This window comes from Sphingomonas sp. SL1004, from assembly GCF_057815015.1.
Genome location: NZ_JBYMUX010000001.1, coordinates 2,194,102 through 2,209,214 on the forward strand (window position 1 = coordinate 2,194,102; position 15,113 = coordinate 2,209,214).

19 protein-coding genes are annotated in these 15,113 nt (G+C 65.8%); 14 read left to right on the forward strand and 5 right to left on the reverse strand.

Annotation, left to right across the window (positions count from 1 at the left end; genetic code table 11):
• Positions 1-417: 417 nt before the first annotated feature.
• Both infC and thrS read right to left on the reverse strand, forming a co-directional pair.
• Positions 418-948, reverse strand: coding sequence for a translation initiation factor IF-3 (infC, locus tag AC3D24_RS09835; protein WP_031396176.1), 531 nt, complete (start codon positions 946-948; stop codon positions 418-420).
• A 98-nt stretch (positions 949-1,046) separates the two neighbouring features.
• Positions 1,047-3,038, reverse strand: coding sequence for a threonine--tRNA ligase (gene thrS / locus AC3D24_RS09840; RefSeq protein WP_489030215.1), 1,992 nt, complete (start codon positions 3,036-3,038; stop codon positions 1,047-1,049).
• Positions 3,039-3,172: 134 nt separating this feature from the next.
• Here thrS and AC3D24_RS09845 point away from each other — a divergent pair, with 134 nt between their 5' ends.
• Entirely contained in the window at positions 3,173-3,724 is a 552-nt protein-coding gene (locus AC3D24_RS09845) for a hypothetical protein (protein WP_489030217.1), read from the forward strand.
• A 76-nt stretch (positions 3,725-3,800) separates the two neighbouring features.
• On the opposite strand, the gene AC3D24_RS09850 is transcribed toward AC3D24_RS09845, so the two are convergent.
• The gene (locus AC3D24_RS09850) at positions 3,801-4,616 is read right to left on the reverse strand and encodes an LD-carboxypeptidase (protein WP_489030219.1); all 816 of its coding nucleotides are present in this window, start codon (positions 4,614-4,616) and stop codon (positions 3,801-3,803) included.
• A 52-nt stretch (positions 4,617-4,668) separates the two neighbouring features.
• Between AC3D24_RS09850 and AC3D24_RS09855 the strand changes: the two genes are divergently transcribed.
• The 11 genes from AC3D24_RS09855 to AC3D24_RS09905 all read left to right on the forward strand — a co-directional run bounded on the left by AC3D24_RS09855 (position 4,669) and on the right by AC3D24_RS09905 (position 11,847).
• Entirely contained in the window at positions 4,669-6,066 is a 1,398-nt protein-coding gene (locus tag AC3D24_RS09855) for a glutamate ligase domain-containing protein (RefSeq protein WP_489030220.1), read from the forward strand.
• Between the two features lie 25 nt (positions 6,067-6,091).
• Positions 6,092-6,346 (forward strand): DUF6356 family protein, encoded by a 255-nt coding sequence (locus AC3D24_RS09860; RefSeq protein WP_489030222.1) that lies wholly within the window; start codon positions 6,092-6,094, stop codon positions 6,344-6,346.
• A gap of 213 nt (positions 6,347-6,559) precedes the next feature.
• Positions 6,560-6,964 (forward strand): hypothetical protein, encoded by a 405-nt coding sequence (locus tag AC3D24_RS09865; RefSeq protein WP_489030223.1) that lies wholly within the window; start codon positions 6,560-6,562, stop codon positions 6,962-6,964.
• Positions 6,961-7,170 (forward strand): helix-turn-helix transcriptional regulator, encoded by a 210-nt coding sequence (locus tag AC3D24_RS09870; protein ID WP_489030225.1) that lies wholly within the window; start codon positions 6,961-6,963, stop codon positions 7,168-7,170. Before AC3D24_RS09865 ends, AC3D24_RS09870 begins: the two co-directional genes overlap by 4 nt.
• Complete coding sequence (locus AC3D24_RS09875; RefSeq protein ID WP_489030227.1) at positions 7,167-8,096, forward strand: alpha/beta fold hydrolase; 930 nt, start codon at positions 7,167-7,169, stop codon at positions 8,094-8,096. The genes AC3D24_RS09870 and AC3D24_RS09875 overlap by 4 nt, the downstream gene beginning before the upstream one ends.
• A gap of 20 nt (positions 8,097-8,116) precedes the next feature.
• Positions 8,117-8,881, forward strand: a complete 765-nt coding sequence (locus AC3D24_RS09880) for an alpha/beta hydrolase (protein WP_489030229.1) — start codon at positions 8,117-8,119, stop codon at positions 8,879-8,881.
• Positions 8,878-9,684: a tetratricopeptide repeat protein gene (locus AC3D24_RS09885; RefSeq protein WP_489030231.1), complete on the forward strand. Its 807-nt coding sequence runs from the start codon at positions 8,878-8,880 to the stop codon at positions 9,682-9,684. The genes AC3D24_RS09880 and AC3D24_RS09885 overlap by 4 nt, the downstream gene beginning before the upstream one ends.
• Positions 9,685-9,890: 206 nt before the next feature.
• Complete coding sequence (locus AC3D24_RS09890; RefSeq protein WP_489030233.1) at positions 9,891-10,304, forward strand: VOC family protein; 414 nt, start codon at positions 9,891-9,893, stop codon at positions 10,302-10,304.
• 7 nt (positions 10,305-10,311) lie between these two features.
• Positions 10,312-11,037 carry a hydroxyacylglutathione hydrolase gene (gene gloB / locus AC3D24_RS09895; RefSeq protein ID WP_489030235.1) on the forward strand — a complete coding sequence of 242 codons (726 nt, stop codon included), beginning with the start codon at positions 10,312-10,314 and terminating at the stop codon, positions 11,035-11,037.
• A gap of 40 nt (positions 11,038-11,077) precedes the next feature.
• Positions 11,078-11,494, forward strand: a complete 417-nt coding sequence (locus AC3D24_RS09900; RefSeq protein WP_489030237.1) for a hypothetical protein — start codon at positions 11,078-11,080, stop codon at positions 11,492-11,494.
• Positions 11,494-11,847: a hypothetical protein gene (locus AC3D24_RS09905; protein WP_489030239.1), complete on the forward strand. Its 354-nt coding sequence runs from the start codon at positions 11,494-11,496 to the stop codon at positions 11,845-11,847. The genes AC3D24_RS09900 and AC3D24_RS09905 overlap by 1 nt, the downstream gene beginning before the upstream one ends.
• A gap of 197 nt (positions 11,848-12,044) precedes the next feature.
• Here the strand turns inward: AC3D24_RS09905 and AC3D24_RS09910 are convergent, their stop codons facing one another.
• Entirely contained in the window at positions 12,045-12,827 is a 783-nt protein-coding gene (locus tag AC3D24_RS09910) for a crotonase/enoyl-CoA hydratase family protein (protein ID WP_489030241.1), read from the reverse strand.
• A gap of 95 nt (positions 12,828-12,922) precedes the next feature.
• Between AC3D24_RS09910 and AC3D24_RS09915 the strand changes: the two genes are divergently transcribed.
• Complete coding sequence (locus tag AC3D24_RS09915; protein ID WP_489030242.1) at positions 12,923-13,378, forward strand: PaaI family thioesterase; 456 nt, start codon at positions 12,923-12,925, stop codon at positions 13,376-13,378.
• Entirely contained in the window at positions 13,375-13,770 is a 396-nt protein-coding gene (locus AC3D24_RS09920; protein ID WP_489030244.1) for a PaaI family thioesterase, read from the forward strand. The genes AC3D24_RS09915 and AC3D24_RS09920 overlap by 4 nt, the downstream gene beginning before the upstream one ends.
• Before the next feature lie 191 nt (positions 13,771-13,961).
• Here the strand turns inward: AC3D24_RS09920 and AC3D24_RS09925 are convergent, their stop codons facing one another.
• Positions 13,962-15,086, reverse strand: coding sequence for a PQQ-dependent sugar dehydrogenase (locus AC3D24_RS09925; RefSeq protein WP_489030246.1), 1,125 nt, complete (start codon positions 15,084-15,086; stop codon positions 13,962-13,964).
• Between the last annotated feature and the right edge of the window lie 27 nt (positions 15,087-15,113).

Consider the following 15,113-nt stretch of genomic DNA (forward strand, 5'->3'; position numbering starts at 1 on the left):
ACATAGCGACAGGCGACAAACCCTAGTTTCAAATTGCAACTGTTTAACGATGGATGCGGGGGCTGGCCGTCAGCCGTCTCAGGTGGCGAAGTCTCTATCGTTGGTGGCCCCACCCTCGCCGACGACACCACCCCGGCGAAGGCCGGGGCCCAATGGGAAAGGCCGTAGTGGAGAAGCGTTGCCCGCACTCATCACCGTTCCCCAATTGGGCCCCGGCCTTCGCCGGGGTGGAAGGATGCGGAATATGGGCACACTTGCTCCCCATCCCGGCCTGAGAGGTGCCTCCTCCCTCTCGCACCAGGCCAGCGGTGAAGGAGGACGCGCCACCAGCACGCCAAACGCGAAAAAGGCCGGCCAGCCCCTCGGGACCGACCAGCCTTTCAACGTCACATCGCTACGGCCGAAGCCGTCACGCCATTACTTTGGTGCGAGCACCATCAGCATCTGGCGGCCTTCCATGCGCGGATACGCCTCGATCTTGGCGATCTCCGCGACGTCGTCCTGAACGCGCTTCAACAGGTTCATGCCGAGCTGGCCGTGGCTGAGCTCACGACCGCGGAAGCGCAGCGTGATCTTGACCTTGTCGCCCTCGCCGATGAAGTCGTTCACCTTCTTCATCTTCGTGTCGTAGTCATGGTCGTCGATGTTCGGACGCATCTTGATCTCCTTGATCTCCTGCGTCTTCTGCGACTTGCGTGCGAGGTTCGCCTTCTTCTGCGCCTCGTACTTGAACTTGCCGACATCGAGGAACTTGGCGACGGGCGGATCGGCGTTAGGCGACACTTCGACCAGGTCGAGGCCATGCTCGGCTGCCTGCTCGATCGCTTCGCGCGTGTACATCACGCCCAGATTCTCGCCCTCGTGATCAATCACGCGGACCTTCTGGCTCTGGATGAATTCGTTGAATCGCGGGCCGTTCATTGCGGGCGTCTGCATCGGCCGGCGCATCGTGGGAGGACGTATGGGGTTTGCTCCTGAAGTTTCTGACAATATTTGGGCCGGCGTATAGCGCAGAAACCTGCGCGCGGAAAGCCGGCCCCGTTGGATCACATATCGGGTGCGCGAGCCTCGTCCGCAAGACGCGCGATCGCTTCGTCGAGCGTCAGGATGGTCTGCGCCTGGCTGCCGAGCGTGCGGAGTGCGACCTTGCCTTCTTCGGCCTCGCGCTTGCCGACGACCAGCAGGTTCGGCACCTTCGCCAGGCTGTGTTCGCGCACCTTGTAGTTGATCTTCTCGTTGCGGAGATCGGTCTCGACGCGGATCCCCGCCGCCTTCAGCTTCGCGGCAACCTCGACCGCATAGTCGTCCGCATCCGAGACGATCGTAGCGACGACCGCCTGCACCGGTGCCAGCCAGAGCGGGAAGCGGCCGGCGTGATGCTCGATCAGGATGCCGAGGAAGCGCTCGAACGTGCCGAGGATCGCACGGTGGAGCATCACCGGGCGGTGCCGCTCGCCGTCCGCGCCGACATACGATGCATCGAGTCGCTCAGGCAGCACTCGGTCGGACTGGATCGTGCCGACCTGCCACGTCCGGCCGATCGCGTCGGTCAGGTGGAATTCGAGCTTGGGCGCATAGAACGCGCCCTCACCCGGCAATTCCTCGAAGTTCGCCTTGATCGTGTCGCTCAGGCCCGACTGCATGACGGCCTCGCGCAGTTCGGCCTCCGCCTTGTCCCACATCGCGTCGTCGCCGAACCGGTTGTCGGGTCGCAGCGCGAGCTTCACCGCATAATCCTCGAAACCGAGATGCTTGTAGACGCTGTCGAGCAGCTCGCAGAATTTCCGGACTTCCTCGACGAGCTGGTCCTCGCGGACGAAGATGTGCGCGTCGTCCTGCGTGAACTGACGGACGCGCATGATGCCGTGCAGCGCGCCGTGCGGCTCATTGCGGTGGCAGCAGCCGAACTCGGCCATCCGGATCGGCAGGTCGCGGTACGACTTGATCCCCTGCTTGAAGATCAGGACATGCGCAGGGCAGTTCATCGGCTTGAGCGCCATCAGGTCGCCCTTGCCCGACAGGATCGCGCCCTCGTCTTCCGCATTCGGGATCTCGTCGGGGACGACGAACATGTTCTCGCGGTACTTGCCCCAGTGGCCGGACTGTTCCCACTGCTTGGCGTCCATCAGCTGCGGGGTCTTCACCTCGGCATAATCGGCGGCGTCAAGGCGGCGGCGCATATATGCCTCGAGCTGGCGCCACAGCACGAAGCCGTTGGGATGCCAGAATACCGACCCCTGCGCCTCGGACTGGAGGTGGAACAGGTCCATCTCCGCGCCGATCTTCCGGTGATCGCGCTTGGCGGCTTCCTCGAGGCGGAAGAGATGCTGATCGAGCTGCTTCTTGTTGAGCCAGCCGGTGCCGTAAATGCGGCTGAGCATCGCGTTCTTCTGGTCGCCGCGCCAATATGCGCCAGACACGCGCGTCAGCTTGAATGCGGTGGGGTCGAGCTTCCCGGTCGACGCCATGTGCGGCCCGCGGCACATGTCGAGCCACTCGCCCTGGCGATAGATCGTCAGTTCCTCGCCCTCGGGGAGCTCGGCAGCCCATTCGGCCTTGAAGCTCTCGCCCTGCTGCGTCCAGCGATCGATCAACTGCTGGCGCGACCAGACCTCGCGCAGGAACGGCTCGTTCCGGGCGATGATCGCGCGCATCTCGGCCTCGATCGCCGGGAGGTCCTCGTCGGTGAACGGGCGATCCTTCGGCGCGAAGTCGTAATAGAAGCCGTCGTCGGTCGCAGGACCGAAGGTAATCTGCGTGCCGGGGAACAGGTGTTGCACCGCCTCCGCCATGACGTGCGCGAGATCGTGGCGGACGAGCTCGAGCGCGTCGGCCTCGTCGCGCGCGGTCACCAGCGCGAGCGCGGTATCGCCCTCGAACGGCCGGTTGAGGTCGCGCACCTGCCCGTCGATACGCGCGGCGAGCGCGGCCTTGGCGAGGCCCGGGCCGATCGCAGCGGCGACATCCGCGGGGGTAGTCCCGGGCGCAACCTCGCGGACGGAACCGTCGGGCAGCGTGATTCGGAACATTGCGGACATGGGAGACTTTCTCTCGGGGTGACGCGCGCGGACCGATCCGCGCACGGCGTGTATATAAGACGATACGCGCACAGGGCTACTCCAGACGGACATGCGCCGGACTGGGGAGCGCCTGGGCGCTTTGGGAGAGTGCGATGCTGGGTCTGGTAATGATGCTGTCCGCCGCTGCGGGTCCTGCTGCAACATGCGCGCCGACGCGGTTGGCGGCGTGCCGGGATACGAACCAGCTGATCGTGACGCCGGCGTTCACCGCGGCAGTCCGGCGGTTTATCGGCAAGCGCAAGGCGTCGTATCTGTATGCAAACGGCGACGTCGCAGATCAGCAGATCGAGGTGCTGCACGGGCCACCCGACGAACCGACGCGGATCGGGAGCCTGTACCGCTTCACCGCGTGCCGCGCGCATAGTTGCCCGGAAAAGGGCGCGGCGGTGCTCGATCCCACCGGGAAGATCGTGGCGCTGGCGATCCTGTATTCGCCGTGTGCGACGGCGGACACGCGCGACTGCAACCGGCGCGACGATCTGGTCGTGTTCATGCGTGAGCGGGAGCGCTTGCAGCGAGTGGAGGTGGTGGCGAATCTGCGTGCCTGGGCGGTGGAGCAGGCGGCGGAGAGCTATACGATGGTAGGGCAGCCGAAGGTGCGATTTGGGGGAATGCAGGTGATCGATCCGACCGCGGAACAATAGCAGGCGATTGTACCGCGACCCCCACCCCGGCGAAGGCCGGGGTGGGGGCAACGTCAGATGCTATCTGATACCCCGCTCAAACCATCCCGAACGGCACAACATGGTTCGCCTGGGTATGGCCGATCTCCGCGCGCCCCAAATACGGCACGCCCATGTCGCGGCTCCAACGCACCATCATGTAGTCTAGCGTCTCGCCCCAAGGCGGATCATTCTCCTGCACCGCCGTCACCGCACCCAGCCGCAGCCCCGCAATCCCCTTCAACTGCGTGGCGTTGGCGACCTTGAACAGCATCCGGTCGATCGCATACAGCGGCTCCGACACCTCCTCGACGATCAGGACGTGATCGGTGAGATCGGGCAGCCACGGCGTACCGATCAGCGAGGTCAGGATGCTGAGGTTGAACGCCGCTGAGGGCCTCCCGTCGAGCCCCGGTTCCAGTCCGGCCCGATCGCCGCGCACCATCCAGCCGAGCGACCGCGCGACCGTCGCCTCGCCGTCATGCCGGTTGACGTCGCTGACCATCGGCCCGTGCACCGGCCTTCCGATCCGCCGAGCGTAGAGCGCGCCAAGCAGGAAGCCTACGTCGGAATAGCCGAGATAAATCTTGTGCCGCGCTGCGCGCCCGAGCTCGGGCATGACCATCGCGAGGATGCGGTTGGCACCGTAGCCGCCGCGTAGGAACCAGAGCGCATCGAACGCAGGATCGTTGGCGTACTCAAGGAACGCCCCCGCCCGTCGAAAGTCCGAGCCCGCGAAATGGCCGTCGGTCTCCAGGCATTGCGGGTGGAAGACCAGCTCGACCTCGGGGAACGCAGTCGCCGCATACGCGGTGATCTTGGCGATCGCCGCGGGGTTGGTCCGGCTCGACGCGGCGAGGACACCGATGCGCATTGTTCGTGTTCCCGACCTTGCCCCGTTACCAAACCGCCCATATCGCGGCGTGATGGATATCAGCAAACCCTGTTTCTTCGTCGGCATCGGCGGATCCGGCATGATGCCGCTCGCGATGATCCTCGCGGGCCGCGGCGCGACCGTCGCGGGCTCGGACCGCAACCTCGACCAAGGCCGCGTCCCCGCCAAGTTCGACGATCTCGCGGCAAAGGGCGTCGCGCTGTTCCCGCAGGATGGCAGCGGCATCGTCTCGGCGGACCAACTCGTCATTGCCTCCGCCGCGATCGAGGCGAGCGTGCCGGACATGATCGCGGCGGACGCGCTCGGCTGCACGCGCTCGACCCGTGCGGCGATGCTGGCGTCGCTGTTCAACGACAGCCGGTTGCCGATCGGGGTCGCGGGGACGAGCGGCAAGTCGACCGTCACCGGCATGATCGGCTGGATCCTGCATGCCGTCGGGCGCGATCCCACGGTGATGAACGGCGCGGTGATGAAGAACTTCGCCACCCCCGATGCGCCGTTCGCGAGTGCTCTGGTCGGCGAGGGCGAGGCGTTCGTCAGCGAGGTCGACGAGAGCGACGGCTCGATCGCGGGCTATGCGCCGAAGATCGCCGTGCTGAACAACGTTAGCCTCGACCACAAGTCGCTGGAGGAGCTGCGCATACTGTTCGGGGACTTCGTGGCGAAGGCCGAGACCGCGGTGGTGAATGCCAACGATCCCGACGCCGCCGCGCTCGCTGCACGCCTGCCGCGCGGCCAGGTCACGACCTTCGCGATCGATGCTTCGGCCGATCTGCGCGCCGAAAACCTGAAGCCCGAACCGTTCGCGATCCGCTTCGACATCGTCTCGCGCGGGGTGCGGACGCCGGTGAAGCTCGCCGTGCCTGGGCGGCATAACGTGTCGAATGCGCTGGCCGCAATCGGGGCGGCGATGGCGGCGGATGTTTCGCTGGTCGATGCGGTGAAGGCGATCGCCGGGTTCACAGGCTTGCGGCGGCGCTTTGACCTGGTCGGCAAGGCGGGCGGGGTCTCGGTGATCGACGATTTCGGGCACAACCCGGACAAGATCGCCGCGACGCTCGACACGCTCCACGCGTTTCCCGGGCGGCTGCTGCTGTTCTTCCAGCCGCACGGCTATGGCCCGCTGAAGGTGATGGGCCGCGAACTCGTCGCAACGTTCGTCGAGCGGATGGCGGAAGACGATGTGCTCGTCCTGCCCGACCCGGCTTATTACGGCGGGACGGTCACGCGGGAAGTCACCAGCGCCGACATCGTCGCGCAGATCGTCGAGGGCGGTCGCGACGCGCGGCACGTCGCCGACCGCGCGGAGGCGGCCGCCGCGCTGGTGGCCGAGGCTCGGCCGGGCGACCGGATCGTCGTGATGGGCGCGCGTGACGACACGCTGAGCGTGCTGGCGGCGGGGATGGTCGACGCCCTGGCCGCCACCTGATACAGAGCAAGGCAGGAGACCGCCCATGTTTCGCCGCCTGTTCCTCGACCATCCCGCCACCGTCGGCGAGAGCTATGCCGAGCATTTCGGCGTTGCCGGACGCTTCGGGCTGACGATGATCAAGGGCGGCCTCGGCGCGCTGGTCCATGCATTCGTGCCGGCGCTGTGCAAGACGCGGGGAAGCGATACGGTCGCCGAACTGCACCGCCAGATGGTGCTGAAGCGCGGTGCGGTTGCGGCGGAGCAGACGCAGATGAAGACGGTCGAATTCATCATCTGACGATCGTCGGGCAAGCCCGCTGGCTTTCCAAAGGTTACGATAAAGTCACACCTGAAACGGGTTTGCGACGACGTCTGCTCCGTGTCCTCCCCCTTCGTCACCTTCGGCGCCACCTCCCCCCTGCAAGAAAGCAAGGCAGTATCTGTAAAGCGTCATTGACTATATCGTGGCGTCATGACAAGCCTCCTTTACTGATTCGAGAGGGTTTTTTCCATGATCAAGAGTCCGGCTATCCGTCGTTACAACCGACGCGTGATCTTGTTGATGCTCGTCTACGCGGCGATCCTGATGGCGGTCGTCTACGGCTTCAATCGCCATCTTCTGAATGGACCACTGGCTTATGCTGCAGCGATCCTGCCAGCACTGCCGATCATCGGCGTGTTCGGCGCGATCGGACGTTACCTGATCGAGGAGACGGATGAATACATCCGCATGCTGACGATCCGCCAGACGCTGTACGCCAGCGGCTTTGCCCTGAGCATCGCGACGGCCTGGGGATTTCTCGAGGCGTTCGACCTCGTCGGCCATATCGAGTCCTATTACATCGCAATATTGTGGTTCGCCGGGCTCGGATTCGGCAGTTGTGTGAACGCGTTGACGAGACCACACGAGGCATGAAAAACCGCCTCAAGATACTGCGTGCCGAGCGCGACTGGAGCCAGGGCGATCTGGCCGAGCGGCTCGAAGTCTCGCGGCAAAGCGTCAATGCGATCGAGACCGGACGCTATGATCCGTCGCTGCCGCTGGCGTTCAAGATCGCCGAACTGTTCGACCTCGCGATCGAGGATATCTTCACCAGCCCGTCCAAGGAGCCTGTGACATGATCTCGCACCTGAAGGCCCGCCTCGCCGCAACTGCGGTGACGCTGATGATCGTCCTGCATCCCGCCGCCGGTCACGCGCAGGGTCCGACCGCGGCCGGGCCGAAGCTCGCCGCCATCGAAACGCGGATGCCGCATATCTCGGTGCAGACTGTCGGCAAGGGTGAACCGGTGATCCTCGTTCCGGGACTGTCTTCGCCCCGCGCGGTATGGGCGGGCGTCGTCCCTGCCCTCACCAAGTCGCACAGAGTGTATCTCGTGCAGGTCAACGGCTTTGGTGGCGACGATCCGCGTGCGAACCTGTCGCCGGGAATTCTCGACGGGATCGTCGCCGACCTGCACACGCTGATTGCCCAGTCGAAGCTCGGCAAACCGGCCGTCGTCGGGCATTCGATGGGCGGACTGGTCGCGCTGATGCTCGCCAAAGCTCACCCGGATGACGTCGGCAAGCTGATGATCGTCGATTCGCTGCCGTATATCGGCGAGATCTTCGCGCCCGGTGCGACAGTGGCGGCTCTCGAACCTCAGGCCAGCGCGATGCGCGCGGGCATGGCGGCGGCGTATGGGAAGCCCGCAAACCCGGCCGCGAACGCCGCGCTCGCTGCGCGCATGGCGCTCAAGCCAGCGTCCCGCGTGAGCGTTGCCGACTGGGCGGCAAAGGCGGATGCCCGCGTCTCGGCTCAGGCGATGTACGAGGACCTGACCACCGACCTGCGTCCCGCCATGGCGTCGATCGCTACGCCGATCACGCCGGTCTACCCGTGGAACGCGGTGGGGCCGACCAAGCCGGTCGCCGATGCGCTCTACCGGAAGGCCTACGCCACCGCACCGCACGTGACCTTCGTCGATATCGGCGATGCGGCGCATTTCGTGATGCTCGATCAGCCTGTCGCGTTCCAGGCGGCACTCGACGACTTTCTCCTGCGCTGAGGGGCCGCTAAGGTGGCGGCATGACTGATATGACTCCTGCCGCCGCCCCGCTTCCTGTGAAGGAGCGCCCTCGCCTCGCTTATCATCATAGCCCAGCAGCCGAAGGGGTCACCGGTCCGACGATCGTGTTCCTGTCGGGCTATGCGTCGGACATGATGGGGACGAAGGCGGTGACGCTGGAAGCCTGGGCGAAGTCCGAGGGTCGGGCGTTCCTGCGGTTCGATTATGGCGGGTGCGGGCAGAGCGAGGGGGCGTTCGAGGATCAGACCCTGGTCGACTGGCGCGACGACGTGCTGGCGATGATCGATGCGCTCGTCGAGGATTCTGCGATCCTCGTCGGGTCGTCGCTGGGCGGGTGGCTGATGCTGCTGGCAGCCAGGATGCGGCCGGATCTGGTCAAGGGGCTGGTCGGCGTGGCTCCAGCGCCCGACTTCACCGACTGGGGCTTCACCACCGACGAGAAGATGGCCCTTCTGACCAGCGGGCGGATCGAGCGCAAGAACCCCTACGGTCCCGAGCCGACCGTCTATACCCGCGCGTTCTGGTCGTCGGGCGAGGCTAACCGGCTGATGTTTGGTGAAATCGCATTCGATGGCCCGGTGCGGCTGGTGCAGGGCCAGCGCGATCCGGACGTGCCGTGGCAGCGGACCGCGCGGCTTGCCGAGCTGTTGCGTTCAGCCGATGTGCAGACATGGCTGGTCAAGGACGGCGACCACCGCCTGTCGCGCGACAGCGACATCTCCCTCATCATCCGGGCGGTCGAGGATGTGATCGCCGCCCTATGATCTTTCTGCTGCTTGCCTTTGCGCCGGTTCAGGCCAGCGCCGTTCCGGCCAAGGCCGCCGCCTCCGCCGGCCCGCTGGAAATCCGCACTGACCGGTTGCAGCGCTGCATAGCGCTGACCCAGAGCGATCCGGCGGCGGCGCGCGCCGAGGCGGGTCGCTGGCGCATCGCGGGGGGGCGGTTTTTCGCGCGGGAGTGCGCCGGGCTGGCCTTTGCCGCGGAGAAGGCGTGGCCATCGGCGGCGGGCGAATTTGAGGAGGCCGCGCGCGAGGCGCAGCTTGCCAAGGACGTTCACGCTGCGACCTATTGGGCGCAGGCGGGCAATGCCTGGCTGGCCGCCGCTGATCCGGCCAAGGCGCGCACGGCGCTCGATTCGGCGCTGACCACAGCGACGCTGACCGGGCTGGCGCTGGGCGAGGCGCAACTCGATCATGCGCGGGCGCTGGTGGCGACGGGGGATCTCGAATCGGCGCGGAACGATATCGACTTGGCATTGACCAACGCGGCGGACGATCCGCTCGCGTGGCTGTTGTCGGCGACGCTGGCACGCCGGGAAGCCAATCCGGTGCGGGCGAAGAAGGATATCGGCGAGGCGCTGAAGCGATCGGCGGACGATGCTTCGGTCCAGCTTGAGGCGGGGAATATCGCGGCGATGGCCGGCGACGAGGATGGCGCGCGGGCGGCTTGGGGACAGGCGGCGCGGCTGGCGCCGGACACGCCGGTCGGGCGGAGTGCGGTGGTCGCGTTGCGGCAGTTCGATACGGGGACCAGCGCGCCTCGGGCCAGTGCGCCGGTCGGACGATAGTACGCGACAGTACGCCACCACCCCGGCGAAGGCCGGGGCCCAGTTGAGAGACGTTGCTGATTTAGGACGGCGCTTCGTTACGACCACCTTTCCAACTGGGCCCCGGCCTTCGCCGGGGCGGTAACTGCATTTGGCTATGAGGTGATACCCTTTCCCACTGGGGCCCCCGTCCCTATCTGCTTGTCCGAACAACCCTCGGAGCCAGCATGAAATATCTCCACACGATGATCCGCGTGACCGACCCGGCGAAGACCATCGCGTTCTTCGAGTTGCTCGGGCTGAAGGAGGTCCGGCGGATGGAGAACGAGAAGGGTCGCTTCACGCTGATCTTCCTATCCGCGCCGGGCGACGAGGGCGCCGAGGTGGAGCTGACGCACAATTGGGATCCCGAGGAGTATGGCGAAGGCCGCAATTTCGGGCATCTCGCCTACCGCGTCGACAACATCTACGACACGTGCCAGCGGCTGATGGACTCCGGCGTGACGATCAACCGGCCGCCGCGCGACGGGCACATGGCGTTCGTGCGGACCCCCGATAACATTTCGATCGAGTTGCTGCAGGACGGTAGCCTCGACCCCGCCGAGCCGTGGGCGTCGATGCCCAATACCGGCAAGTGGTAAGACGCTGATGCTCGATATCGTCCGCGTTCCGGTGCTGGCCGACAACTACGCCTGGCTGATCCACGACACCGTTTCGGGCGAGACGGTCGTCGTCGATCCGGGCGAGGCGGGGCCGGTGATCGCCGCCGCCAAGATGCGCGACTGGCGGATCGACCGGGTGTGGACGACGCATTGGCACCCCGACCATACCGGTGGGAATGCCGAGATGAAGGCGTATGGCGCGACGATCGTCGGCCCGGCGGCGGAGGCGGACAAGATTCCCACGCTCGACGAGCAGGTCGGCGAGGGCGATGTCGTCCGCCTTGGCGCGCACGCGGCGACCGTGATGACGGTGCCGGGGCATACGCAGGGGCATATCGCGTTCCACTTTACCGACGATGCGGCGATCTTCACTGGGGACACGCTGTTCGCGATGGGGTGTGGGCGGCTGTTCGAGGGAACGCCGACGGACATGTTCGCGAACATGCAACGCTATGCGGTGCTGCCGGACGAGACCGAGGTGTTCTGCGGGCATGAATATACGCAGAGCAACGGGCGGTATGCGCTGGTTGCCGAGCCGGATAATGCGGATATTGTCGCGCGGATGGCCGAGGTCGATGCGTTGCGCGCGAAGGGCGAGCCTACTGTGCCGACGACGATTGGCCACGAGCGCGCGACCAATCCGTTCCTGCGGGCGACGTCGGTCGAGCAGCTTGCACGCTATCGTGCGGCCAAGGATGCGTTTCGCGGGTAAAAGGCGTATGAGGGTGGCGGGGGTTTTGAGGAGCTTTGCGATGCGGATGCGGACCCTGCCACTATTGATGCTGCCGGCTTTGGTGCTGGGTGCGTGTACGCAGACCCGGGCGGAGGTCGAACGCGCGCAGGTGCGTGAGGCAAGCGTGCAGGAGAAGCTGGCGAAGCAACTCGCCGGGCTGGTTCCGGGCAAGCCCGAGACGTGCATCAGCCAGTTCCCGCAGAGGCAGAGTTCGGGTTACGGCGCCACGATCCTGTACCGGGTGAACAGCAAGCTGGTCTATCGCAGCGACACCGTCGGTGGGTGCGAGGGGATTGCGCGGGGCGACATCCTGGTGACGCGCACGCCGACCGGGCAGTTGTGCCGTGGCGACATCGCGCAGACGTTCGACCAGTCGTCGCGCTTTCCGACCGGGAGCTGCAGCTTCGGCGAGTTCGTGCCGTATCGGAAGCCGTGATGCGCGCGGTGCTTCTCGCGGCCTTGGCGTTGCCTCTTCTTGCCGGACGATCGGACCCGCTTGAAGGGCGCATTGCCGGTTCGCCGGTGCGGTGCGTCGATCTTCAGCAGCTCAACGGGCCGGAGATCGTCGATTCGCAGACGATCCTGTATCGACAGTCTGGCAAGCGGATCTGGAAGACCGGGCCGGTCGGCGAGTGCCCTGCGCTGCGGCCGTTCGATACGCTGATCGTCGATGTCTATGGCGGGCAATTGTGTCGGAACGACCGGTTTCGGACGGTGTCGGCGGGTATGTCGATTCCGTCGGGCTATTGCCGGTTTCGGGATTTCACGCCGTATGACGCGGTGAAGTAGACGCATCCCACGCTACCCAACGACACCACCCCGGCGGAGGCCGGGGCCCAGTTGGGGGACGATGATGGCGTAAGGCAGCGCTCCGTTACAACGACTTTTCCAACTGGGCCCCGGCCTTCGCCGGGGTGGTAGAAGTAGGGCTGAACGTCGCCCTTCTCCCGTCATCCTAACTTTCGTCAGGATGACGGGAGAAGGGCTCAGTCCTCGAACACCGCCGCCCGCTTCTCCATGTTCGCGCGAACCTGCTCGACCTGGTTGGGGGTGCGGATGACCTTCAGCTGCTCTTCCGTCTCCGCGAGCAGAACCGCTGCGGCGTCCGCATCTGCTGCGAGGTTGTAGAGGCGCTTGGAGCCCTGGATCGCGTGGGGGTTCCTCGCTGCGATCTCGCGGGCGAGCATCATCGCTTCGCCGAGCGGGTCTTCGGACAGACGCGTTACGAAGCCGTGCCGCAACGCTTCCGCACCGTCGAACTCGCGTGCAGTGTAGGTGAGCTCGCGCAGCACGTCGTCGCGGGCGAGCGTGCGCCAGAGGGCGATGCCGGCCATGTCGGGGACCAGGCCCCAATACGTCTCGCGGATCGCAAAACGGGCGCCCGGATGTGCGATGCGGATGTCGGCGCCGGACATGATCTGGAACCCGCCGCCGAACGCGACGCCGTGGACTGCAGCGATCACCGGCATCGGTAGCGTGCGCCAGCCCCACGCGACCTGCTGGGGAAGGTTCGCACCCTCCTCGGTGCGGTCGCCCAACGCCAGCCCCGAGCCGCCGCTCGCCATCGAAGCCATGTCGAGGCCGGCGCAGAACGCCTTGCCCTCGCCAGACAGCACGACGCAGCGGACGTCCGTCATCACCTTGAGCCGATCGATCGCGGCGGCGATGCCTTCAAACATCGCCGGATCGATCGCGTTCATTTTGTCGGCGCGGTTGAGGCGGACGTCGGCGATGCCGTCGGCGACGCTTATTGTGACCCGGTCATTCATTCTGGCGATCCTCTCGATCTTTGCGGGAACGCTAACCGGCCCTGCGCGCGCCCGCAATGTTGCGCGCGCTCACACGGCGTGTAGAGGCTCCGCGCATGGCTGGTTTTGATCCACAATGGTTTGCGACGCGCGGGTTCGGCGGGCACGGCGCCGCGCTGGGGATGCGCTATCACGCGCATGGCGACGACTGGGCGGAGCTTGCGCTGCCCTATGACGAACGGCTGATCGGCGATCCGGCAAGCGGCGTGATCGCGTCGGGGCCGATCATCACGATGATGGACATGGCGACGAGTCTGGCGATCTGGATCAAGCGCAAGGCGTTCGTGCCGCATGCGACGCTCGACCTGCGAGTGGATTATCTGCGGCCGGCGACGCCGGGGAAGACGGTGATCGGGCGCGGGGAGTGCTACCGGATCACGCGCTCGATCGCGTTCGTGCGCGGGCAGGCGCATGACGGCGATCCGGGCGATCCGCTCGCGCATGTCGCGGGGACGTTCATGGTGGTGGGCGATGTCGCCGGCATGGGTCTCAACAGGAGGACCGAGGCATGACGATCGGCTTGCCGCCTTATGCGGAGATTCTCCGCGTATCGGTCGAGGCCGAGGATGGCGCGCCGCCGGTATTGCTGATGCCGTTTGCGGATGACGTGCTGGGGCGGCCCGGGTTTCTGCATGGCGGCGCGATTTCGGGGTTGCTGGAGATGGCGGCGATTGCGGCTTTGCAGCATGCGCTGGAGGCTGAGGGTGGTGCCGATGCGCGGATTAAGCCGGTGAACGTTACCGTCGATTTCATGCGGGGTGGTCGGGATAAGCCGACGCGGGCGGCTGGGGTGGTGACGCGGTTGGGGAACCGGGTAGCCAATGTCGAGGCGACCGCGTGGCAGGACGAGCGGGAGAAGCTGATCGCCGCGGCGCGGATGAATTATCTGATCGTGCGCGACTAAGTCTGGCCCATACGGAGGGGGGAGCCAGACGCTCTTCACCTACCCCGTCATGCCGGGCTTGTTCCGGCATCCACCGTTCCGCACAGGCGATAGCGGTGATTATGCGGGACCGTGGACCCCGGAACTAGTCCGGGGTGACGGGGTGGGGTTGCGGCTGTTTGTTTCCAACGCGCCATGGACTTCAGTTCGGCTTACTTCGCGGTCAGTTTGATCAGGCGGCCTTGCGAGTCGCCGCCGTCTTCCAGGACCCAGATCGCGCCGTCGGGGCCTTGCTCGACTTCGCGGATTCTTGCCCCCATGTCCCATTGGTCCCCCTTCGCGGCGTTCGTGCCGTTCAGGTCTACGCGGACCAGCGACTTCGACGACAACCCGCCGATGAAGGCGTCACCCTTCCACTGCGGAAAAATGCTGCCCGAATAGATCATCAGGCCGCCGGGCGAGATCACCGGGTTCCAGAAAACCTTGGGCGGCTCATAGCCATCGCCGGGCTTGTGATCGGGGATATCGGAGCCATCATAGTTGCTGCCGTTCGATGCGTTCGGCCAGCCATAGTTGAGGCCGGGCTTGATCAGATTGACCTCGTCGCCGCCCTTCGGCCCCATCTCCTGCTCCCAGAGATTGCCCTGCTTATCGAACGCGATGCCGAGCAGGTTGCGGTGGCCGTAGCTCCAGATCTCGGGTGCGAAGCCCTTCGCGACGAGCGGATTGCCGGGGGCGGGCTTGCCGTCGAGCGTGAGACGCAGGACCTTGCCGAGCGTCATCTTCGGGTCCTGTGCGGGAGTGAACTTCTGGCGCTCGCCGTTGGTGAAGAACAGGTATTTGCCGTCGGGCGAGAACGCGATGCGGCCGGAGTAGTGGCCGTTGCCCTCCACGAACGGACGCGCGCTGAAGATCACCTCGATCTCGCCGAGCCGCTCGCCGCCGCCACCGTTCGGACGCAGGCGACCGCGGGCGAGAACGACGCCCTTGCCGCCCTCGCCTGCGGTCGAATAGCTGAAATAGACGCGCTGGCTGGTCGCGAAGTCGGGCGCGAGGACGACGTCCATCAGCCCGCCCTGCCCAGCCGAATCGACGGTGAGCGTCGCGACCGTCTGGCGCGACTTGCCGTCGGCGGAGACGAGCAGCATCTCGCCCTTCTTCTCGGTGACCAGCATGCGCTTGTCGGGCAGAAACGTCATCGCCCAGGGCGAATCGAAATCGGCGACCACCGTTTCCTTGAACGGCTTGCCCGCCGCGGCCGGTTGCGCGGAACAGGCAGTCGAGGCGAGCAGCGTGGCGGACAGCAGCCCAGTGGCAAACAGCGTTTTGCGAATCATGATCTTCTCCCGGAAATCCCTGCGCTA

Bases quoted from the DNA above. Each gene is read 5' to 3' on its own strand.
- infC (WP_031396176.1), bottom strand. From the start codon at position 948: ATGCGCCGGCCGATGCAGACGCCCGCAATGAACGGCCCGCGATTCAAC.
- thrS (WP_489030215.1), bottom strand. From the start codon at position 3,038: ATGTCCGCAATGTTCCGAATCACGCTGCCCGACGGTTCCGTCCGCGAG.
- AC3D24_RS09845 (WP_489030217.1), top strand. From the start codon at position 3,173: ATGCTGGGTCTGGTAATGATGCTGTCCGCCGCTGCGGGTCCTGCTGCA.
- AC3D24_RS09850 (WP_489030219.1), bottom strand. From the start codon at position 4,616: ATGCGCATCGGTGTCCTCGCCGCGTCGAGCCGGACCAACCCCGCGGCG.
- AC3D24_RS09855 (WP_489030220.1), top strand. From the start codon at position 4,669: ATGGATATCAGCAAACCCTGTTTCTTCGTCGGCATCGGCGGATCCGGC.
- AC3D24_RS09860 (WP_489030222.1), top strand. From the start codon at position 6,092: ATGTTTCGCCGCCTGTTCCTCGACCATCCCGCCACCGTCGGCGAGAGC.
- AC3D24_RS09865 (WP_489030223.1), top strand. From the start codon at position 6,560: ATGATCAAGAGTCCGGCTATCCGTCGTTACAACCGACGCGTGATCTTG.
- AC3D24_RS09870 (WP_489030225.1), top strand. From the start codon at position 6,961: ATGAAAAACCGCCTCAAGATACTGCGTGCCGAGCGCGACTGGAGCCAG.
- AC3D24_RS09875 (WP_489030227.1), top strand. From the start codon at position 7,167: ATGATCTCGCACCTGAAGGCCCGCCTCGCCGCAACTGCGGTGACGCTG.
- AC3D24_RS09880 (WP_489030229.1), top strand. From the start codon at position 8,117: ATGACTGATATGACTCCTGCCGCCGCCCCGCTTCCTGTGAAGGAGCGC.
- AC3D24_RS09885 (WP_489030231.1), top strand. From the start codon at position 8,878: ATGATCTTTCTGCTGCTTGCCTTTGCGCCGGTTCAGGCCAGCGCCGTT.
- AC3D24_RS09890 (WP_489030233.1), top strand. From the start codon at position 9,891: ATGAAATATCTCCACACGATGATCCGCGTGACCGACCCGGCGAAGACC.
- gloB (WP_489030235.1), top strand. From the start codon at position 10,312: ATGCTCGATATCGTCCGCGTTCCGGTGCTGGCCGACAACTACGCCTGG.
- AC3D24_RS09900 (WP_489030237.1), top strand. From the start codon at position 11,078: ATGCGGATGCGGACCCTGCCACTATTGATGCTGCCGGCTTTGGTGCTG.
- AC3D24_RS09905 (WP_489030239.1), top strand. From the start codon at position 11,494: ATGCGCGCGGTGCTTCTCGCGGCCTTGGCGTTGCCTCTTCTTGCCGGA.
- AC3D24_RS09910 (WP_489030241.1), bottom strand. From the start codon at position 12,827: ATGAATGACCGGGTCACAATAAGCGTCGCCGACGGCATCGCCGACGTC.
- AC3D24_RS09915 (WP_489030242.1), top strand. From the start codon at position 12,923: ATGGCTGGTTTTGATCCACAATGGTTTGCGACGCGCGGGTTCGGCGGG.
- AC3D24_RS09920 (WP_489030244.1), top strand. From the start codon at position 13,375: ATGACGATCGGCTTGCCGCCTTATGCGGAGATTCTCCGCGTATCGGTC.
- AC3D24_RS09925 (WP_489030246.1), bottom strand. From the start codon at position 15,086: ATGATTCGCAAAACGCTGTTTGCCACTGGGCTGCTGTCCGCCACGCTG.